Source organism: Pseudoflavonifractor capillosus (assembly GCF_016902575.1).
Classification (GTDB): Bacteria; Bacillota; Clostridia; order Oscillospirales; family Oscillospiraceae; genus Enterenecus; species Enterenecus capillosus_A.
In genome coordinates this window covers 12,564-33,149 of the sequence record NZ_JACSNZ010000004.1, presented here as the reverse complement: position 1 = coordinate 33,149, position 20,586 = coordinate 12,564, and the positions used below count along the sequence as shown (strand labels likewise).

Sequence of the window (20,586 nt, the reverse complement as noted above, 5' to 3'; positions counted from 1 at the left end):
CCTTGTCATTGCGTATTTTCATGGACAGTCGATTGCCCTGACATCGACTGTTTACTTCGTTAAAGTATACGACACATCTCTTTGCCTTGTCAACCCCTTATCGCATAAATGGCAATCTTCACAAGTTATTACCAATAACATCCACTTGTTTTTGCGCTTTTTGCACTCTTGACGGCATGGAAAAAGGGGCGTATCATAAGCCCATCCAACGGACAACGACGTCATGGAGTTTGTTTCTATGACGCCGTTGTCCTTTTTTATTTTCTGGAGAGGATGGATGAACATGACGAACGTGCCCAGCTACTTTGGATGCAAGGTGTTTGACCAGCGTGTGATGAAGGCCCGCCTTCCCCAAGATATTTACCGCTCCCTGCGCTGCACCATGGAGGAGGGCGCTCCTCTGGAGCTGCCCGTGGCCAATGTTGTGGCCTCCGCCATGCGAGATTGGGCAGTGGAGCAAGGCGCCACCCACTTCACCCACTGGTTCCAACCCATGACCGGTGTCACCGCCGAAAAGCATGACAGCTTTATCTCCCCTGCCCCCGACGGCGGCGTGATTATGGAGTTCTCGGGCAAGGAGCTCATCAAGGGTGAGCCGGATGCCTCCTCCTTCCCATCCGGCGGGCTGCGGGCCACCTTTGAGGCCCGTGGCTATACCGCCTGGGACCCCACCTCCTACGCCTTCATCAAGGGCAAGACCTTGTGCATCCCCACCGCATTCTGCTCCTACGGCGGCGAAGCCCTGGACAAAAAGACCCCCCTGCTGCGCTCCATGGAAGCGCTGAACCGGCAGGCCCTGCGGGTACTCCACCTGCTGGGGGACACCGATGTGAAGTCTGTTCGCACCTCGGTAGGCCCTGAACAGGAATATTTCCTGCTGGATCGCAACCTGTACGACCAGCGCCCCGACCTCATCTACACCGGCCGCACCCTCTTTGGCTCCCGCTCCCCCAAGGGGCAGGAGCTCAATGACCATTACTTTGGCAACATCAAAGAGCGAGTAGCCGCCTACATGGATGAGCTCAACCAAGAACTGTGGCAGCTGGGTATTCTGGCTAAGACCCAGCACAACGAGGTGGCCCCCGCCCAGCACGAGCTGGCTCCCATCTACACCACCACCAACATCGCCACCGATCACAACCAGTTGACCATGGAGATCATGCAAAAGGTGGCCGCCAAGCACGGCCTGGTGTGCCTGCTCCATGAAAAGCCCTTTGCCGGAGTCAACGGCTCTGGTAAGCACAACAACTGGTCAATGGCCACCAACACCGGTGTGAACCTGCTCTCCCCCGGCGACAAGCCCCACGAGAACACCCGGTTCCTCCTCTTCCTGTGCGCCGTCATCCAGGCTGTGGACGACTACCAGGATCTGCTGCGGCTGTCTGTGGCCACCGCCGGAAACGACCACCGTCTGGGCGCCCACGAGGCTCCCCCTGCCGTGGTATCCATCTTCCTGGGCGATGAGCTGTCCGGCATCCTCAAATCCATCCAGGAAGGCAGCCAGTACACCGCTCCCCAGGCAGAAAGCGTCAAGCTGGGTGTCCACGCCCTGCCCCCCCTGCCCCGTGACACCACCGACCGCAACCGTACCTCCCCCTTCGCCTTCACTGGCAACAAGTTTGAGTTCCGTATGTTGGGCTCCTCCAACTCCATTGCCTGCGCCAACATGATGCTCAACGCCGCCGTGGCAGAGTCCCTGCGTCAGTACGCCGACCGGTTGGAACAGGCCCAGGATCGGGTGGCGGAAATCCACCAAATTCTCCGGGACGTCATCGGCCAGCACCAGCGCATTCTCTTTGATGGAAACGGCTACGACGAGAGTTGGATCCAAGAGGCCAAGGCCCGTGGGCTTTTGAACCTGCCCACCACCGCTGACTGTATGCCCTGCCTGCTCCACAAGAAAAACGTGGAGATGCTCACCCATCACGGTGTCTTCTCCTTCCCGGAGATCAAGTCCCGCTGTGAGATCATGCTGGATAACTACTGCAAGACCGTGGAAATCGAGGCCAACACCATGATCCACATGACTCGTCAGGACATTCTCCCCGCTATCCAAAGCTACGCCGCTCATGTGGCCCAGGGCATCTCCGCCAAGCGGGCAGTGCTTAGCACTCTGCCCTGCACCCATGAGGAAAAGCTGCTGGAGCAGCTGTGCACCCTCACCGACCAGATCGCCCAGAACATGGGGACTCTGGAGGCCCTGGAGAGCCGTGTGGAGCAGCTGGACGATGTCACCCAGACCTCGGAGACCGTGCGGGATCAGGTGCTCCCCGCCATGGAGCAGCTGCGCCAGGCTGTGGATCAGGCCGAAACCACCACTGCCAGCGAGTTCTGGCCCTACCCATCCTACGGACAGCTGCTGTTCGGGGTGCGGTAATACAAACAAACGCCACGGGTGCCCATGCCCCCCACCAGGGGACGTGGGCACCCGCACATAAGGAGGAATCACGATGTGTTCCATTATGGGATACTGCTCCCCTACGGCAGACCTGACCGCTTTTGTCCAGGGGTTTTCGAAAACAAAATCTCGGGGCCCCGACGATTCCCAGCTGGTAGAAACTTCCCTGGGAGTGCTGGGCTTCCATCGGCTGGCCATTATGGGCCTGCACCCCCAGGGGATGCAGCCCTTCCAGCTGGACGGCTGCTATGGGGTGTGCAACGGGGAGCTGTACGGCTTCGAAGCCGTGCGGGAACAACTGAAAGAAAAGTACACCTTTCAAAGTGAGTCGGACTGTGAAATTCTGCTCCCCCTCTATAAGGAATACGGGGTAGACTTGTTCGCCCAACTGGATGCAGAGTTTGCCTGCATCATTTTGGACACCCAAGGTGGCCATGTGGTGGCCGCCCGGGATCCCATTGGCATCCGCCCGCTATATTATGGTTACGACCCTGCCGGTGCCATCGTCTTTGCCAGTGAGCCCAAAAACCTGATGGACCTGGTGGAAGAAATTCTCCCCTTTCCTCCAGGCCACTACTACCTGGACGGCAACTTTGTGTCTTATGCCGATATGACCCAAGTAGACCAAGTGGTGGATGACGATCTGGACACCATCTGCGGCAACATTCGGGAAAAGCTGGTGGCTGGTATTCAAAAGCGGCTGGTGTCTGATGCCAAGGTCGGCTTTCTGCTCAGTGGCGGGCTGGACTCCTCCCTGGTGTGCGCTGTGGCTGCCCGGGCCTCTGCCACCCCCATCCGCACCTTCGCCATCGGGATGTCCGGAGATGCCATTGACCTCAAGTACGCCCGGGAGGTGGCCGAGTATATCGGCAGTCAACATACCGAGGTCATCATCACCCAGGAGGACGTCATCTCTGCCCTGGAGCCGGTGGTGGAACTGCTGGCCACCTACGATATCACCACCATCCGGGCCAGCATTGGCATGTATCTCATCTGTAAAGCAATTCACCTTAACACAGATATTCGGGTGCTTCTCACCGGTGAAATTTCCGACGAGCTGTTTGGCTACAAATATACCGACTTTTCCCCCTCTCCCCAGGCTTTTCAGGACGAAGCCGCCAAGCGGATCCGGGAAATCCATATGTATGATGTGCTGCGGGCAGATCGGTGCATCTCTGTCAACTCACTGGAGGCCCGGGTGCCCTTCGGTGACCTGGATTTCGTGCGCTACGTTATGTCCATTGATCCCAAGCTCAAGTGCAATGTTTATGGCAAGGGAAAATACTTGCTACGCCGTGCATTTGAAGGAGATTACCTGCCCTCGAACATTCTCTACCGGGAAAAGGCAGCCTTTTCCGATGCCGTGGGTCACTCCCTGGTGGACGACCTGAAAGCCTACGCCGAGACCTGCTACACAGATGCCGAATTTGAGGTCCGGCGGCAGCGATTTACCCACGCCCAACCCTTCACCAAGGAGTCCCTGCTCTACCGGGAGCTGTTTGAGAAGTACTATCCCGGCCAGAGCCAGATGGTAGCCGACTTCTGGATGCCAAACCGAGACTGGCAGGGCTGCGACGTCAACGATCCCTCTGCCCGTGTGCTATCCAACTACGGTCTCAGCGGACAATAACACCTCTTGGGGGAGCTGCGGGGCAAAATCACCCCGCAGCTCCCGTTTGCTGGTGCTGCATTTGGGGTATGCTAAATTGACCCCTTCGTCCATCTTGCACCCGCTGAAATTCGCCCTTGACTTTCACTGACCCCCATGGTAGAATGGCGGCAGTTGAAAAGGGAGTAGTTTGAAGCTATGCCGTCAACACCTCGGCTCAGGTAACTGGCCTGGCGGTATGCACCCTGCGTGGTAACAAGACTTTTCGACAACTGTCGTGTTTACGGCGGTTGGCGGGGAGTCTTTTTGTTTTACCTCTCCGCCCTCATTTTCAACAAGGAAGGAAGGAATACCAATGACAGACGCCTACTATAAGCAGACACCACAGCAGGCCCTGGACACCCAACACACCTCCGTCAACGGACTGTCCAGTCAAGAGGCCCAGGCCCGTGCCCAGCAATTTGGCCCCAACCAGCTGGCTGAGGGAGAGAAAAAGGGTGTGCTTCAGGTCTTTGCAGAACAATTCAAAGATCTGCTTGTCATCATCCTCATCATTGCAGCTCTCATCTCCGCTGCCTCTGCCAACGTAGAGAGCACCGTGGTCATCTTCGCCGTGCTCATCCTCAACGCCATTTTAGGTACCGTTCAGTACTTCAAGGCGGAAAAATCCCTGGAAAGCCTGAAGGCCATGTCCTCTCCCACAGCTAAGGTGCTGCGGGATGGAAAGCGAGTGGAGATCCCCTCCAACCAGATCGTCCCCGGCGACATCGTGCTGCTGGAGGCCGGTGACATGGTGGTGGCCGATGGCCGCATTTTGGAAAACTACTCCTTAAAGGTCAATGAGAGCTCTCTCACCGGAGAAAGTGAGGGAGTTGACAAGACTGCTGATGTCATCAACGCAGAGCAAGTTGCCCTGGGCGATCAGAAAAACATGGTCTTTTCCGGCTCTCTGGTCACCTATGGCCGGGCCACCGTGCTGGTCACCGCCACCGGCATGAACACCGAGCTGGGCAAAATCGCCACCCTAATGAACCAGACCCAGCAGCGGAAAACGCCCCTCCAGGAAAGTCTGGACAATTTCAGCGCCAAGCTGGCCATTGTCATCATGGTCATTTCCGCCATTGTCTTCGCTCTCTCCATCTTCCGCAGTGGGATGGAGATCCTGGACGCCCTGATGTTTGCCGTGGCCCTGGCTGTGGCCGCCATTCCCGAGGCTCTGTCCTCCATCGTCACCATTGTGTTGGCCATGGGCACCCAAAAGATGGCCCGTCAGAACGCCATCATGAAGGATCTGAAGGCCGTGGAAAGCCTGGGCTGTGTGTCTGTCATCTGTTCGGATAAGACCGGCACCCTGACCCAGAACCAGATGACCCCCCAGAAGGTGTATGCCGATGGCGCTCTGGTAGAGGGAAATGAACTGGATCTGGCCAACCACGTCCAGCGTCTGCTGCTCAAGGCCGCCCTGCTGGCCAGCGATGCCACCCACGATGAAACCACCGGCACCTCCATCGGCGACCCCACCGAGGTGGCCCTGGTGATGCTGGGCGAGCGTTTCGGTGTGGAGGAAGAGACCTACCGCACCCAGCACCCCCGTCTGAGTGAGCTGGCCTTTGACTCTGACCGCAAGCTCATGAGCACCCTCCATGACATCGACGGTGTGCCTACCCTGTTTACCAAAGGCGCCATGGACGTGCTGCTGAATCGCTCCCAGTGGCTGCTCACCTCGGAAGGTCGTGTGCCCCTGACTCAGGAGATGAAAGAGGAGATCGGCCGCATCAACACCCAGCTCTCCTCTGAGGGTCTACGGGTGCTGGCCTTTGCCTACCGGGAGTTGGATGCCATTCGTCCCCTGTCCCTGGAAGACGAGAACACCTTCACCTTCCTGGGCCTCATCTCCATGATTGATCCTCCCCGCCCCGAGGCCATTCAGGCTGTGGCAGACGCCAAGCAAGGTGGTATCCGCACCATTATGATTACCGGTGACCACAAAATCACCGCCACCGCCATTGCCAAGCAGCTGGGTATTTTCCTGGATGGAGATCAGGCCCTGTCCGGAGTGGAACTGGACAACATGTCCGACCAGCAGCTGGATGACTGCCTGGCCTCCGTATCTGTGTACGCCCGGGTGTCTCCGGAGCATAAGATCCGCATCGTCAATGCCTGGCAGCGTCGGGGCAACATCGTATCTATGACCGGCGACGGTGTCAACGATGCCCCCGCTCTGAAAAAGGCAGACATCGGCGTGGCCATGGGTATTACCGGCACCGAAGTATCCAAGGATGCCGCCTCCATGATCCTGGCTGACGACAACTTTGCCACCATCGTCAAGGCGGTGGTCAATGGCCGCAGCGTCTACGCCAACATCAAAAACGCCATTCAGTTTCTGCTCTCTGGCAACACTGCTGGCATCTTCTGTGTGGTATACGCCTCTCTGCTGGCTCTGCCGGCTCCCTTTGAGGCGGTGCACCTACTCTTTATCAACCTGCTCACCGACTCTCTGCCCGCCATCGCCATCGGCATGGAGCCTGCCCGCCGGGGTCTGCTCAATCAAAAGCCCCGAGATCCCAAAGAGCCCATTCTCAACCAGCCTCTGCTGGCTCGCATCGGCATCCAGGGCCTGCTCATTGCCATCGTCACCATGATCGCCTTCTACCTGGGCTATCAAAACGGAGACGCAGCCCTGGCCACCACCATGGCGTTTTCCACCCTCACCCTGGCACGACTGTTCCACGGCTTCAACTGCCGAGGTGCTGAGTCTATCTTCCGTTTGAAGTTCTCCACCAATAAGGCCTCCATCTTGGCCTTCTTCGCCGGCGTGGTGCTGTTGATGCTGGTGCTCTTTGTCCCCGGCCTCAACACCCTGTTCATGGTCTCCCCTGCCTTCGGGGTGTCCAATTTGGGCGAGATCGTTGGCTTGGCCCTCATCCCCACCATTGTCATTCAGATCACCAAGGTGATTTTGGAGCGCAAGTAACCACTCCTCACCTGAAGTAAAATATCCCCCATGTTCCGTCCCTGGAACATGGGGGATATTTCTTGTATGGACAAGGTTATAGCGCGTACTGAGAGATCACGGCGCAGATACGGGCCACATCTGCCCCAGCCGTAAACTCAAAGCGAACACGCCCCAGGCTGCTGAACCACAGCTCCAGTTCACCGTCCAGGTCGAATACCCCGGAAGTCTCTATGGAAAAAGCCTGAATTTTCTTATAGGGCAAACAGGAATAGTCTGTCTTCTTCCCAGTAATCCCCTGCACATTGATGGCAATCACCCGGCGGTTGGTGAACACCACCCCGTCCCGTACCGTGCGGAAAGAGGCCACGATTTCCTCCCCCGGCGCAAACATGGGGGTAATCCGCTCTGCATAGGTGCTGTTGTCCACTACTTTCAGTTTGAGAAAGTCTGCATTTTCAAAATCAATCATACTGTTGCCCCCTTATTTCATTGAATATATTTATGATAGCACGGTCATTCAGCTCTTGTCTACTCCTTGGAAAAAGAAAAGAGAGATAGCTCAGCTATCTCCCCATCTTCTTCTCAATCAACTCCCAGATACTCTTCCAGGCAAAGACCGCTTTCATATACCTTTGTGGCCAGATCCACACCCAGGTAGCGAACGTGCCAAGGCTCATACTGGTAGCCCGTCACACCCTCTTTCCCCTCGGGATAGCGGATGATAAAGCCGTACTCATGGGAGTGTTGGGCCAGCCACTGACCCGCCCCGGTGTCGGCAAATTGCAGATCCACCCAGCCCACATCAAAGGCCAGGCCCGTCTGGTGCTCGGAGTGACCCGGCCAGGCAGAATAGGTGTCCGCTTTTTCAACCCCGTCTTCCTCCACATATTTGTTGTACAGCTTGTCCTGAGTCTCAAAGGAGCGGAACCCACTCATCAGCGGCATGGAGTACCCCGCTTGCCTTGCTCCTTCCTGGAGCTTTAACAGCGCCTCATACGCAGCCTCATCCTCCCCGTCTCCATAGCTCCGGGGTAACGCATACTCCTTATTCACCAGTAAAACCCCATCAATATAGGTAGGCTCTACCGTATCATAGTAGGTATAACTTTTCCCACTGGGTGACACCGGCCCCTGCGTCTGTTCCACAATCGTGTCAATGTGTTTGCCGCCTACCCAATCGGTGGGCTGAGGCGTGGACTCTACCACTTCCTTCTGCGGCTCCACAATCCGCTCCTGCTTTTTCCACTGGGTAACATCCATAGAACACCCGGATATTGTGAGCATAATACCCAAACTTCCCCATATAGCCAGCATCTTTTGTACCGAATTCCTCACGGATAAACCTCCTGTTGCGCATCCATTCCTCTTAATGCATTGATTATCATACACCCGCTTCTCTTCCATGTCAATAATCACCATATCTTCACAGTGCCTGAACTTTTATCCATAAAAAGGCTGTGGCCATAGGTCAGACACACCTTTGGTCTGGCCCATGGCCACAGTAGAATGCGCCACGAAGACAAGAAAAGCTCCTTACTCCTGCTCCATAAGCTCTGCCACGGCACCGATGGCCAGGTCGATGACCCCCTGGGTATCGTGGCACTCCTCGTGGGGCAGACCTGCTTGATCTCGCTCTTGGTTCCAGATACACAGCATCACCGCTCCGGCCCGCAAGCGCAGCACAGACGAAACCACAAACAGGGCCGCAGTCTCCATTTCACTTGCCAATGCTCCCCCTTGGATCCAGGCCTTCCACTTGGCCAGCAGCTCATCCCCCACCGGCATACGCTGGGGTGCATGCTGTCCATAAAAACTGTCCTTACACTGCACCACACCCACATGATGGGGCACACCCTTCCGGGCTGCAACCTTTTGCAGCGCTGCCGTCACCTGGAAATCCGCCACTGCCGGGTACTCAATGGGCAGATACTCCCGGCTGGTGCCGTCCTGTCGGATCGCGGCTTGAACGATCACCGCATCCCCAGCCCGCACCTGCTGCTGCATCCCGCCGCTGGTGCCCACCCGAATCATGGTAGACACCCCCAGTTGGGCCAGTTCCTCCACTGCAATGGCGGTGGAGGGGCCACCAATGCCGTGGGACATCACCACCACAGGCTTCCCACCAATATAGCCCAGATAACTGGTGTATTCCCGGTTGCTGCCTAAAAACTTAGCGTTCTCCATACCCTGGGCGATGGCTTTGATCCGTCCGGGATCTCCCGCCAAAATGGCATACTTGGCCCCCTCCAGCATGGATGCGTCCAACCCAATATGATATTGCATGACTTGCCTCCTTTCCCAGTGTCTTTCATTGATTCTCCTATATGTATATTGTACACTCACCCTCCCATTCGTCAATGAAAACTTCCCACATCCAAGCACGTTTTGCAGCTCCTGACATAGGCTGTAAAAAAGGCATCCGCCAAAAGCCAAGGAGGAACCATGAGACGTCATTGCCATTGTCGCTGCTCTTTGCAGCCAGTTCTGTGCTGTTCCATGCCGGTTCAGCCCTGCCCCATCTGTCCCCCCGGCCCTCCGGGGGCCGCTGCCACCATCACCATTGGCACTGTCACCACCGGGGCCCCAGGCACCCCTGCCCAGGTGACCAATTCCGGCACTGCCCAAAACGCCATACTTAACTTCACCATTCCCCAGGGCCTGCCCGGAGCTGCCCAGCCTGTGAGTCTAGTCTCCGCCTACTCCACTCCGTCCCAGCCCGGAACCTCAGGCACTCCCATCACCTTTGACCGCACGTCCCTGAGCCTGGGTAACGACATTTCCCACACCCCAGGCAGCGACACCTTCACCATCACCCAGCCCGGTGTGTATTCGGTGGAGTTCCACGGCGTCATCACCCCCACGGCCAATAACACCTTTCCAGTGAACATCACCACCTCTCTGGAGGCAAATGGCACAGTGGTACCCGGGGCTTCGGTGCCTTTCACCTTTCAAAACTCTACACAGTCCTCTGAGCCATCCTTCACCGTGCCCATTTCAGTGACCGACGTGCCCACCACACTCCAGATCGACCCCACCGGAGGCAATTATCTGGCAGATGCCGTGTCCATGACCGTCACCCGATTGGGCGACAACTGACCACACCCTCTTTTTTCTTTCCCCAAGAATCATTTGTCTCCGACAAGCAAATCTGATATACTGATAGAGTCTGTCACATTATTTTACAATTTGTTGGGTACCACTCCCTGTGGTCCTTCACCCTTCTGACACACAGAGAAAGGATCGATATCCCCATGGCCAACAAACCCCTTTACACCGTCATTGTCGCCGATGATGAAGATGAGCTTCGTGAGGCCGTATGCTCTATGATCCCCTGGCAAGAGTACGGGTTCAACCTGGTGGGCAGTGCAAGCAACGGTCTGGACGCTTTGCAGCTGGTGGAGCAGTACGCTCCGGATCTGCTGCTCACCGATATCCGGATGCCCTTCATCTCCGGGATTGAACTGGCTCGACACGTCCGGGAAGTGCGTCCTGCCACCAACATTGCATTTCTCAGCGGCTATGATGATTTTGAGTACGCCAAGCAGGCCATCCAATACAACATCATCAGCTATATGCTCAAGCCTCTGACTCTGGAGGGTCTGGGTGCAGAGCTTCGCACCATTCGTGAAAAAATCGATGCCCAGTTTGCTATGTTTCGCCAGGCTGCCACCCGGGGTGCGGGGCAGGATCTCCGCACCACCATGCTGATGTCTCAGGTACTGGACGAGTATGCAGAACCCAGTGACGAAGCGCAGATCACCACCTATGCTCAGGAGTGCGGATTGCTGCGGGACAGTCTGGACCGGCCCTGCTACACCGTCATGGTCACCTCTCTGCTGGAAGAAGACGGTTCCAACTGCACCACCCCGTCCTTCGTCTCCTCCATCAATACCCTGGCCGCCAAATATCTCCGGAACGTCAATTTTTATTCCTCAGGTAAGGTCATATCCGTCTTGATGGGCAATCCATCCGACTTTGAGGAATACCTACATATTTTGGCCGACGAGATCGCACAGATGGCGGATCGAATTCTGAGCAAACGCTGCCGCATCGGTGTCAGCCGCATGGTTCGCTCCCTCACCGCTCTACACACCGCCTACAAGGAGGCTGTGGAGGCCGTGCACCAAGGGGATCCGTCCGAAAGCTGCGTGCAATTCATCAGTGATCTGACTCCCTCTGCCAAGGGAGGAAACCTGCTGTGCCAGCGGGCTTTGGAAGCGCTGGACCAGCACTATATGGATGTAAACCTCTCTTTGGTTTCCCTGAGCACCATGCTGGATGTCAGTCCCAATCATTTGAGTTCCTGTATCAAAAAGTATGCGGGAGAAACCTTTATCAACATCTTGATCCGCAAACGCATGGAAGCGGCCCGGGATATGCTGACCAATTCCAATCTGAAAATTCAGGATGTAGCCCAGCGCTGCGGCTATACCGATCAGCACTATTTCAGCTATTGCTTCAAAAAATACTGCGGCGAATCACCTAATGCCCTGAGACGCCGCCTGGATGCAGAGAAAGCGGGTGGGTGTTGTTGAGAAAACTGTCCCAAACCGGACTGCGCATCACCACCATTTTGGTGTCCATGGTGGTGGGAGTGGTAGCCATCATGCTGCTGTGCTTTATCCTGCTGTTTTTGGATCGCTACCGAAACGCCATGGTGGAAAGCGCCTGCACCAACAGCGTTCAGGCCGTGTCACAGGTATCCAACACCGTCTCTGATTACCTGCTCAACATGAACCAGGCCATGGAACAGGTGGAGCAATCCATGTCAGAATCCGACCAAACCAGGGATGAGTTGTTGTCAGCCTTTTTGGAGTTTCGCCCCGATGTGGTGGCGGTAACCAGCTATTCCGACCAAGGCCAGCTGCTCCAGTGCTGGTCTCCGGGCAGAGAGCCTAAGGAAGAGATTTATCAAAACCTCTCTTTCGATCTCACCCAGGCCCAAAGCGCCACCAGGTCCTATATGTCCACCCCTCATGTGGAAAGCATCTTTGAAGGATACTACCCCTGGGTGGTCACTATGACCGCTCCCCTGCCCCAGAGCAGTTCCGCTGCCTGGGTCTCCCTGGATTTGAGTTTTTCCAGCATCTCTGCCTATATAAATAATGTGAGCATCGGTCAGCGTGGCTACTGCTTCTTGATGGATCAGGCTGGCAACATCGTCTACCACCCCCAGCAGCAGCTGCTCTACTCCGGGTTGCGCAGTGAAGATACCTCCCGCCTGTCTCAGCTGGAGGACGGCGCTCACGCCAACGACACCGTCATCTATTCCCTGACTTCCGTGGAGGGCAGCGACTGGCGGGTGGTGGGCGTGAGCTATGTGGACGAGCTGGTCAACCGCAACGTGCAGGAGATGATACAACTCTCCCTGGTGCTGGCTGTGTTGGTGCTTCTCACCGCTCTGCTCACCAGCTGGCTGCTGTCCAACCTGCTGGGCCGCCCCCTTCGGGGCCTCACCTCCGCTATGGAGAGCTTCGAGGCGGATGCAGACCACTTTGACTATCAGCCTGTGGGCGGTACCCGTGAGGTGCAGGAGCTGTCCTGCTCCTTCGGCCACATGGTCATGCGCATTCAGCAGCTGATGACCACAGTACGGGAGGAAGAGCTGAACCTGCGCAAAACCGAACTCAAGGCCCTCCAGGCCCAGATCAACCCCCACTTTCTCTACAATACCCTGGACTCTATCGCCTGGATGTGCGAGCAGGGACGCAATGCCGATGCGGTGAAGATGGTGCACGCTCTGGCTCGGCTGTTCCGAATCAGCATCAGCAAAGGCCATGAGCTTATCCCCATTTCCCGAGAGATCGAACACGCAGAGAGTTACCTGCAAATCCAGAAATACCGGTACAAAAATCAATTTACCTACCATTTCCATGTGGATCCTACCTGTGTCAATTACCTGTGCAACAAAATTACCCTCCAACCCATCATTGAAAATGCCATCAACCACGGCCTGGATCTGCTGGTGGAGGAGGGCCGCATCGACGTATATGTCCAGCCCGACGGAGAGGATATCCTGTTCCGGGTGGAAGACAACGGCGTTGGCATGAGTCAGGAGCAAATCGTGGCCATCATGGAGCACGACCCCAAGGATCGGGCAGGTATTGGGATCCGCAACGTCAACGACCGCCTTCAGATCTATTTTGGAAAAGAGTATGGCCTGAGTATCACCAGTAAGCTGGATGTTGGAACCTGTGTGGAAATTCGGATGCCTAAAATTTTGGAGGGAAATTATGAAGCGAAATAAGATCATCGTGGTGTGCAGCACCTTGATTTTGCTGCTTCTTTTGGGTTGTTCCCCAAACTCCGCCACCTCCTCCCAGCACACAGTCACCCTCATCGCCAAGTCCACACAGACTGAGTTCTGGCTCTCTGTCTTTGCTGGCGCCGAGGCCGCTGCCACGGAGTACAACCTCAATCTCAACATCATTGGCCCCGCCACCGAAGAGGACTACGAGACCCAGAACAGCATGGTGGCTGACGCTGTGGCCGGTGGTACCGAAGCTCTGGTCTTCTCCGCCATTCATTTCGACAACAATGCCCAGGCCATTGACGCCGCTGCCCAGCAAGGGGTCAAAATCGTGGCCATTGACAGCAATGTGGACTCCCAGGCTGTGAGCACCTATATCGGCACCGACAACTACGCCGCCGGACATATGGCGGCTCAGGCCGCCCTGGATCGGGTAGACGGTTCTCTGAAGGTGGGAATCATCAACTACGATATCAAAAGTGCCAATGGTCAGGAACGGCAGCAGGGGGCCGTGGATGCCTTTGATCTCAGCGGACGCGCCCAGGTGATCAGCATCGTCAACACCCTGGCTGAGTCCAATATGGCCCAGTCAGACACCGCCCAACTTCTCAAACAGCACCCGGAAATCAACGTCCTGCTGGCTTTCAATGAACCTACCAGCGTAGGTGCTGCCCAAGCCATCGAACGTCTGAACTGCTCTGACCAGGTGTTCCTGGTGGGATTCGACTCCAACGTGAACACGGTGGATGGGCTTCAAAACGGCTCCGTAGATGCCCTGATCGTGCAAAACCCCTATGCCATGGGATACCTGGGCGTGGAGAGCGCATACAAGCTGCTCTCCGGCCAGGGCAAAAACCTACCGGAAACCGTAGACACATCCACCCAGATCGTGGATCAGAAGAATTTATTCTCCATGGACAGTCAAAAAGCCCTCTTTGCCTTTGAACAGCGAGATAGCTGGTCATAGTGCACAATTTCGACGTTGAATTTTTTCACATCTTGTTTAGGTAGAATAATTTTTTGCCCTCCTTTCGGTGATTTTTCACCTTGTTTTTCCTGACCAATTCCGTTAGTATAGAGTGCAGAAGATGGAGTTGCGTATGCTCCATCAAACACTGAATCAGAAAAGGAGAATAGTTATGAAGAAAGCTCTTGCTCTGTCCCTGGCCGCCGCTATGGCGTTCAGCCTGGCCGCTTGTGGCGGCGACACCTCTACCAAGGAAGGCGGTTCCACCGGCGGTTCCGACACCGTTGCCAACAAGGATAAGCCCGTTGTTTGGTTTAACCGTCAGCCCTCCAACTCCGCCACCGGCGAGCTGAACATGGAAGCTCTGAGTTTCAATGATGATACCTACTATGTGGGCTTCGACGCCAACCAGGGCGCTGAGCTCCAGGGCCAGATGATTCTGGATTACATCAAGGCTCACATCGACGAGATCGACAAGAACGGTGACGGCATCATCGGCTACGTGCTGGCCATCGGCGACGTGGGCCACAACGACTCCATCGCCCGTACTCGCGGCGTCCGCTCCGCTCTGGGCACTGCCGTGACCAAGGAAGACGACTCCATCGTCAGCAATCCCGTTGGCACCAACACCGACGGCAAGTCCGAGTTCGTACAGGACGGCAAGCTGGAGGTCAACGGCAAGACCTACACCATCCGTGAGCTGGCCTCTCAGGAGATGAAGAACACCGCTGGTGCCACTTGGGACGCCGGTACCGCTGGTAACGCCATCAGCACTTGGGCCTCCTCCTTCGGCGATCAGATCGATGTCATCGCCTCCAACAACGACGGCATGGGTATGTCCATGTTTACCGCTTGGTCCAACGAGAACAAGGTTCCCACCTTTGGTTATGACGCCAACTCCGATGCCGTGAAGGCCATTGCCGATGGTTACGGCGGCACCATCAGCCAGCACGCCGACGTTCAGGCTTACCTGACCCTGCGCGTGATCCGCAACGCTCTGGACGGCGTTGATATGGACACCGGTATCGGCACTGCTGACGCCGCTGGCAACCAGCTGAGCGAGGATGTCTACAAGTACGACGAGGCCACCCGTTCCTACTATGCCCTGAACGTGGCCGTCACTGGCGACAACTACAAGGACTTCCTGGACTCCACCGTGACCTGGGCCCCCGTCTCCAATCAGGTCGACAAGGAGACCAGCCCCGAGAAGAGTGTGTGGCTGAACACCTACAACTCCACTGATAACTTCCTGAGCTCCACCTACAAGCCCCTGCTGCAGAAGTACGACGACCTGCTGAACCTGAAGGTTGAGTACGTCGATGGCGACGGTCAGTCCGAGTCCAGCGTCATTAACAAGCTGGGTAACCCCTCCTCCTATGACGCTTTCGCCATCAACATGATCAAGACCGACAACGCCGCTTCCTACACCAACCTGCTCCAGTAATTGAGCTGAGATTGGAACTGGTAAGATTCCCATTCGCTAATCAGTTGTAACATACGCTATTAGGGAGAAGGAATTCTCCGTCCAGGAGAAGAAATTCTCTGTACGGCAGAAGGAATTCTCCCTAATAGTTTATCTGTGGTAAACCTCGACAGCGTCAGTGGAGCCACTGGAACTGTCAATCTGTAAACAGGAGTAACTAGAATGGCAGATGCAAAAGACGATATTGTCCTGTCAATCCGTGGTATGTGCAAGTCTTTTGGTCGCAACCGGGTACTTGACCACATCAATCTGGATCTAAAGCGCGGCTCTGTTATGGGCCTGATGGGCGAGAACGGCGCTGGTAAGTCCACGATGATGAAGTGCCTGTTCGGCACCTACCAAAAGGACGAGGGCAGAATTTACTTCGATGGCAAGGAGATCAACTTCTCCGGCCCCAAGGACGCCCTGGAAAACGGAATTGCCATGGTGCACCAGGAGCTGAACCAGTGCCTGGAGCGCAATGTAATGGATAACCTGTTCCTGGGCCGTTATCCCACCAGCGCCGGCATCGTAGATGAAGGCATCATGAAGAAAAAGGCCGCTGACTTGTTCCGTAAGCTGGGCTTGACCGTGAACCTGACCCAGCCCATGCGCAACATGTCCGTATCTCAGCGGCAGATGTGTGAGATCGCCAAGGCTATCTCCTACAACGCCAAAGTCATCGTGTTGGACGAGCCCACCTCCTCCCTGACCGTAAAAGAGGTGGACAAGCTCTTTGAGATGATGAGAATGCTCCGGGATCAGGGCATCTCTCTGATTTACATTTCCCACAAGATGGACGAGATTTTTGAGATCTGCGACGAGATCTCCGTGCTCCGTGACGGCAACTTGGTCATGACCAAGCCCTCCAAGGAGACCAACATGAACGAGCTCATCAGCGCCATGGTGGGCCGTTCTCTGGAAAGCCGTTTCCCCCCTGTGGACAACACGCCCGGGGACACCATCCTGTCCGTGCAGCACTTGTCCACCAAGTTTGCCCCCCACCTGAAGGACATCTCCTTCGATGTAAAGGAGGGCGAGATCTTCGGCCTGTACGGTCTGGTGGGTGCTGGCCGTACTGAACTGCTGGAGACCATCTTCGGTATCCGTACCCGTGCTGCTGGCCGTGTGTACTTCCGCAACCGGATGATGAACTTCAACTCCGCCAAGGAAGCTATCGATCACGGTTTCGCTCTGATCACCGAGGAACGTAAAGCCAACGGTCTGTTCCTCAAGTGTGACCTGACCTTCAATACCACCATTGCCAACCTCCATCAGTACAAGAGCGGTTTGGCTTTGTCTGATCCTAAGATGGTGAAGGCCACCAACAAGGAACTCAAAATCATGCACACCAAGTGTATGGGCCCCGAGGACATGATCACCAGTCTGTCCGGTGGTAACCAACAGAAGGTTATCTTCGGCCGCTGGCTGGAGCGTGAACCCCAAATCTTCATGATGGACGAGCCTACCCGCGGCATTGACGTGGGTGCCAAGTATGAGATCTATGAACTGATTATCAATATGGCCAAGCAGGGCAAAACCATCATCGTGGTCTCCTCCGAGATGCCCGAAATTCTGGGTATCACCAACCGCATCGGCGTGATGTCCAACGGTCGCCTCTCCGGCATCGTCAACACCAAGGAGACCAATCAGGAAGAGCTCTTGCGTTTGAGCGCAAAATACCTTTAATGGGAGAAGTTGCATATGGCACCTGTGAAAACAAATATTTTGACGGCTGAGCAGGAGGACAAGCTCCGTCAGTCCATCGACGAATACGTCGGCAGCATTCAAGCGAAGATCGATGCCCTCCGGGCAGACGGTTCCGACAAGGTTGCAGAGATTCAGGCAAATCTGGACAGTCTGAAGCGGGATCGCATCTATACCCAGCAGGAGAAGGACTCCATTGCCTCCGGCTGGCGTAAGGAGTTGGAGAAGGCCAAGGCTGTGGAAGCCAAGAACAAAGCCGAGGTCTCCAAACTCATTGCCGACGCTGAGACCTATCTGAAGGCTCACTTCAAGCAGGACTACTACCAGCCCGTGGCTGCTAGCTGCAAAGAAGAAAAAGCCTTCGCTCAGGAAAAATATCGCGCCACTGTGGCTGAGCTGGAGCAGGAGCACCAGAAGGCTCTGGCCAAGCTCACCGATGCCCAAGAGATCAAAGACGAGAAGTACGTCCACAAAAATCGTCTCTTTGATGCCAAGATGGTGCTCTCCAAGGATCTCCAGGAGATCAAGGATCGCCGCCATGCTGCCTACGAGCATCAGTATCACCTCATTGACATGCTGCGGATGTCCAAGTTCACCTTCGCTGAGTCCATGGCTCAGAAGATCGAGAACTACCGCTACACCTTCAACACCCGTAGCTTCCTGCTGAAGAACGGTCTGTATCTGGCCATTCTGGTCATCTTTATCGCCCTGTGCTTTATCACCCCCGCAGTCAAGGGTGTGCAGCTGCTGACGGTAAACAACGTGTTGAACATTCTCCAGCAGGCCTCTCCCCGTATGTTCCTGGCTCTGGGCGTTGCCGGCCTGATCATGCTGGCTGGTACTGACCTGTCCATCGGCCGTATGATGGGTATGGGTATGACCGCCGCCACCATCATCATGCACAAGGGCATCAACACTGGCTCCGTGTTTGGGCACATCTTCGATTTCACCAACATGTCCATTCCCGCCCGTGTGATTCTGGCTCTGGTTGTTTGTATCGTGCTGTGCACCGTCTTTACCACCATCGCCGGCTTCTTCACCGCCAAGTTTAAGATGCACCCCTTCATCGCCACCATGGCTAACATGCTGGTCATCTTTGGTCTGGTCACTTACGGCACCAAGGGCGTGTCCTTCGGCGCCATCGAATCCACCATTCCCAGCATGATTATCCCCAAGATCGGCACATTCCCCACGATCATCCTGTGGGCTCTGGCCGCAGTGGTTATCGTGTGGTTCATCTGGAACAAGACCACCTTTGGTAAGAACCTGTACGCTGTGGGCGGCAACCCTGAAGCTGCTTCCGTGTCCGGTATCTCCGTGTTCGCTGTTACCGTGGGTGCCTTCATCCTGGCTGGTATTCTCTATGGCTTCGGCTCTTGGCTGGAGTGTATCCGCATGGTGGGCTCCGGTTCCGCTGCTTACGGCCAAGGCTGGGAGATGGACGCCATCGCCGCTGCCGTTGTGGGCGGTGTGTCCTTCACCGGTGGTATCGGTAAGATTTCCGGCGTCGTGGTCGGCGTGTGCATCTTCACCGCTCTGACCTACGCCCTGACCACTCTGGGTATCGACACCAACCTGCAGTTCGTGTTCTCCGGCATCATCATCCTGGTGGCCGTCACTCTGGACTGCCTGAAGTACGTCCAGAAGAAGTAATTCTTCTCACTGCTTCCAACACAAATACACATGAGACATCCCCCACAGCTGTCGCTGTGGGGGATGTCTTTTTCCATCTCGGTTTGAGCACCTCTCCCCTCCCCTGCCGTTGGGTGCAGGTATCCACATCTCATCGGCGTCAAACTATATGATAAGTGCACTCACCTCGCACTCAAGCCCCATAAAGAAACCCCGGAAACCGTGGGATCCAACGGTTTCCGGGGTTAATTTCTTTATTCCCACTCGGGTGCGGATGGTATAATCTAGGTATTTTTCAGTACACTTTTGTGTCTTTTTATGTTCGTATTCTATCCCTTTCATCGGTTATTTTTCTAGTTCCAAATTATTAGAGCCAAAATAGAGCCAAGAAAAGTTATCCTCAAAAATAAACTAACCTTCTTAGAAATATAAATTTTTAAACCATCTTACTCATTATTAAAGCAATAATTAAAGCAATTATTGCAAATCCAACTATGGTTCCCAACCATTTAACTATTTTCATTTTTGTAGGAATATAAGGTTTTAATTCTTCTGTATTGGGTATATTCCACGCTTTTGTATGTTCTACCCAATACCAGTCAACAAAAAATCGATCAAATAGTCCCATTATATACATTATAAATAAACTTTGTATAAAAATATTTCCAAACTCTTTTGCACCATTTACATAGCAAACCATTAATGGCACAAGAATAAAACAAGGCAAGTATAAAACTATAATTGATATAATGGTTTGTTTCTTTATTTCTTTTTGAGTAGTATATCCTAATTTTATTGCTTTTTCTTGAACATTCTTTTCGTAAAACACAGTAAATTTTTCAGGACCATTTGCTATACCAATAACACAAAACATTAAAAGTATAAAACATAATACTATACCTTCCATTAGTAGCATTAGAATTAACATTAAAATCAACTCGCTTTCGAATTGGAATTTGAATATCAGTAAATTATGACCTCTCAACAGAGGTTACAGTGTTTTAATAAAATCCTCCAAAAGCCTTGAAAATAAAGGATTTATCGCAATGTGTTCGCCTTATCTCTTTATACGATTACACACAAGTTTATTCTTTCCCTCTTTGCTCATAAGGGCAAATACAAGGGCAAGAAAATCTCACAACAAGATATAACAGAGTGTGGCAATCGGAGAACTGTGATGTATGTGCGAATATATTATAACGGAGGATTTTTCAATGGACAAGTACATTTACGATGATAAAAATGGTATGTGGTATGAACTGCAAGGAGATTATTATATTCCTTGTTTTATCTTACCAGCCGAAAAAGAACAACCTATCGGTTTGTGGGGACAGCGGCACTTGCGGTATCTGAAAGAATACCACAGAAATACATACACAACGCTATTGACAAGCGGCAGGCTGAACACTTACCTTGCCGACATTGACAGACAGGCACAAGAACGCTTTGAAATACTCACAGAGCAGATGAAACAGGCACAGGGTATCACGGAGCAGTTAAAGGTTGAAAACACCTTAGAGTGGGTTGGTCGAATGAACAACATACGGGCGTGTGCTATGGAGGTTGTGAATGAGGAAAACATCTACAATTAAAGCATTGTAACGA

15 protein-coding genes are annotated in these 20,586 nt (G+C 54.3%); 11 read left to right on the top strand and 4 right to left on the bottom strand.

Features of this window, described 5'->3' with window-relative positions; translation table 11 throughout:
• The first annotated feature begins 283 nt into the window (after positions 1-283).
• From H9X86_RS02445 to H9X86_RS02435, 3 genes are all read left to right on the top strand, one after another.
• On the top strand, positions 284-2,377 hold the full coding sequence (locus H9X86_RS02445) for a glutamine synthetase III family protein (protein WP_204900099.1): 2,094 nt from the start codon (positions 284-286) through the stop codon (positions 2,375-2,377).
• A 73-nt stretch (positions 2,378-2,450) separates the two neighbouring features.
• Positions 2,451-4,028 carry an asparagine synthase B gene (asnB, locus tag H9X86_RS02440; RefSeq protein WP_204899995.1) on the top strand — a complete coding sequence of 526 codons (1,578 nt, stop codon included), beginning with the start codon at positions 2,451-2,453 and terminating at the stop codon, positions 4,026-4,028.
• Positions 4,029-4,362: 334 nt separating this feature from the next.
• Positions 4,363-6,981, top strand: a complete 2,619-nt coding sequence (locus tag H9X86_RS02435; protein ID WP_204899994.1) for a cation-translocating P-type ATPase — start codon at positions 4,363-4,365, stop codon at positions 6,979-6,981.
• A gap of 76 nt (positions 6,982-7,057) precedes the next feature.
• Here the strand turns inward: H9X86_RS02435 and H9X86_RS02430 are convergent, their stop codons facing one another.
• The 3 genes from H9X86_RS02430 to udp form a co-directional block, all read right to left on the bottom strand.
• The gene (locus H9X86_RS02430) at positions 7,058-7,432 is read right to left on the bottom strand and encodes a PH domain-containing protein (protein WP_204899993.1); all 375 of its coding nucleotides are present in this window, start codon (positions 7,430-7,432) and stop codon (positions 7,058-7,060) included.
• 113 nt (positions 7,433-7,545) lie between these two features.
• A complete protein-coding gene (locus tag H9X86_RS02425; protein ID WP_243416796.1) occupies positions 7,546-8,247 on the bottom strand; it encodes a M15 family metallopeptidase in 702 nt (233 codons plus the stop codon).
• A 249-nt stretch (positions 8,248-8,496) separates the two neighbouring features.
• On the bottom strand, positions 8,497-9,246 hold the full coding sequence (udp, locus tag H9X86_RS02420) for a uridine phosphorylase (RefSeq protein WP_204899991.1): 750 nt from the start codon (positions 9,244-9,246) through the stop codon (positions 8,497-8,499).
• Positions 9,247-9,405: 159 nt separating this feature from the next.
• Here udp and H9X86_RS02415 point away from each other — a divergent pair, with 159 nt between their 5' ends.
• From H9X86_RS02415 to H9X86_RS02385, 7 genes are all read left to right on the top strand, one after another.
• Positions 9,406-10,059 carry a spore surface glycoprotein BclB gene (locus tag H9X86_RS02415; protein ID WP_204899990.1) on the top strand — a complete coding sequence of 218 codons (654 nt, stop codon included), beginning with the start codon at positions 9,406-9,408 and terminating at the stop codon, positions 10,057-10,059.
• A gap of 155 nt (positions 10,060-10,214) precedes the next feature.
• On the top strand, positions 10,215-11,498 hold the full coding sequence (locus H9X86_RS02410) for a response regulator (protein ID WP_204899989.1): 1,284 nt from the start codon (positions 10,215-10,217) through the stop codon (positions 11,496-11,498).
• A complete protein-coding gene (locus H9X86_RS02405) occupies positions 11,489-13,210 on the top strand; it encodes a sensor histidine kinase (RefSeq protein ID WP_346011413.1) in 1,722 nt (573 codons plus the stop codon). Before H9X86_RS02410 ends, H9X86_RS02405 begins: the two co-directional genes overlap by 10 nt.
• Positions 13,197-14,180 carry a substrate-binding domain-containing protein gene (locus H9X86_RS02400; RefSeq protein ID WP_204899988.1) on the top strand — a complete coding sequence of 328 codons (984 nt, stop codon included), beginning with the start codon at positions 13,197-13,199 and terminating at the stop codon, positions 14,178-14,180. The genes H9X86_RS02405 and H9X86_RS02400 overlap by 14 nt, the downstream gene beginning before the upstream one ends.
• A gap of 172 nt (positions 14,181-14,352) precedes the next feature.
• A complete protein-coding gene (locus H9X86_RS02395) occupies positions 14,353-15,624 on the top strand; it encodes a substrate-binding domain-containing protein (protein WP_204899987.1) in 1,272 nt (423 codons plus the stop codon).
• 201 nt (positions 15,625-15,825) lie between these two features.
• The gene (locus H9X86_RS02390) at positions 15,826-17,331 is read left to right on the top strand and encodes a sugar ABC transporter ATP-binding protein (protein WP_204899986.1); all 1,506 of its coding nucleotides are present in this window, start codon (positions 15,826-15,828) and stop codon (positions 17,329-17,331) included.
• 15 nt (positions 17,332-17,346) lie between these two features.
• Complete coding sequence (locus H9X86_RS02385) at positions 17,347-19,002, top strand: galactose/methyl galactoside ABC transporter permease MglC (RefSeq protein WP_204899985.1); 1,656 nt, start codon at positions 17,347-17,349, stop codon at positions 19,000-19,002.
• A gap of 415 nt (positions 19,003-19,417) precedes the next feature.
• On the opposite strand, the gene H9X86_RS02380 is transcribed toward H9X86_RS02385, so the two are convergent.
• On the bottom strand, positions 19,418-19,909 hold the full coding sequence (locus H9X86_RS02380; protein ID WP_204899984.1) for a hypothetical protein: 492 nt from the start codon (positions 19,907-19,909) through the stop codon (positions 19,418-19,420).
• A gap of 286 nt (positions 19,910-20,195) precedes the next feature.
• On the opposite strand from H9X86_RS02380, the gene H9X86_RS02375 reads away from it, so the two are divergent.
• A complete protein-coding gene (locus H9X86_RS02375) occupies positions 20,196-20,573 on the top strand; it encodes a TnpV protein (protein WP_021949478.1) in 378 nt (125 codons plus the stop codon).
• The last annotated feature ends 13 nt before the right edge of the window (positions 20,574-20,586 follow it).

Bases quoted from the DNA above. Each gene is read 5' to 3' on its own strand.
- H9X86_RS02445 (WP_204900099.1), top strand. From the start codon at position 284: ATGACGAACGTGCCCAGCTACTTTGGATGCAAGGTGTTTGACCAGCGT.
- asnB (WP_204899995.1), top strand. From the start codon at position 2,451: ATGTGTTCCATTATGGGATACTGCTCCCCTACGGCAGACCTGACCGCT.
- H9X86_RS02435 (WP_204899994.1), top strand. From the start codon at position 4,363: ATGACAGACGCCTACTATAAGCAGACACCACAGCAGGCCCTGGACACC.
- H9X86_RS02430 (WP_204899993.1), bottom strand. From the start codon at position 7,432: ATGATTGATTTTGAAAATGCAGACTTTCTCAAACTGAAAGTAGTGGAC.
- H9X86_RS02425 (WP_243416796.1), bottom strand. From the start codon at position 8,247: ATGCTCACAATATCCGGGTGTTCTATGGATGTTACCCAGTGGAAAAAG.
- udp (WP_204899991.1), bottom strand. From the start codon at position 9,246: ATGCAATATCATATTGGGTTGGACGCATCCATGCTGGAGGGGGCCAAG.
- H9X86_RS02415 (WP_204899990.1), top strand. From the start codon at position 9,406: ATGAGACGTCATTGCCATTGTCGCTGCTCTTTGCAGCCAGTTCTGTGC.
- H9X86_RS02410 (WP_204899989.1), top strand. From the start codon at position 10,215: ATGGCCAACAAACCCCTTTACACCGTCATTGTCGCCGATGATGAAGAT.
- H9X86_RS02400 (WP_204899988.1), top strand. From the start codon at position 13,197: ATGAAGCGAAATAAGATCATCGTGGTGTGCAGCACCTTGATTTTGCTG.
- H9X86_RS02395 (WP_204899987.1), top strand. From the start codon at position 14,353: ATGAAGAAAGCTCTTGCTCTGTCCCTGGCCGCCGCTATGGCGTTCAGC.
- H9X86_RS02390 (WP_204899986.1), top strand. From the start codon at position 15,826: ATGGCAGATGCAAAAGACGATATTGTCCTGTCAATCCGTGGTATGTGC.
- H9X86_RS02385 (WP_204899985.1), top strand. From the start codon at position 17,347: ATGGCACCTGTGAAAACAAATATTTTGACGGCTGAGCAGGAGGACAAG.
- H9X86_RS02380 (WP_204899984.1), bottom strand. From the start codon at position 19,909: ATGTTAATTCTAATGCTACTAATGGAAGGTATAGTATTATGTTTTATA.
- H9X86_RS02375 (WP_021949478.1), top strand. From the start codon at position 20,196: ATGGACAAGTACATTTACGATGATAAAAATGGTATGTGGTATGAACTG.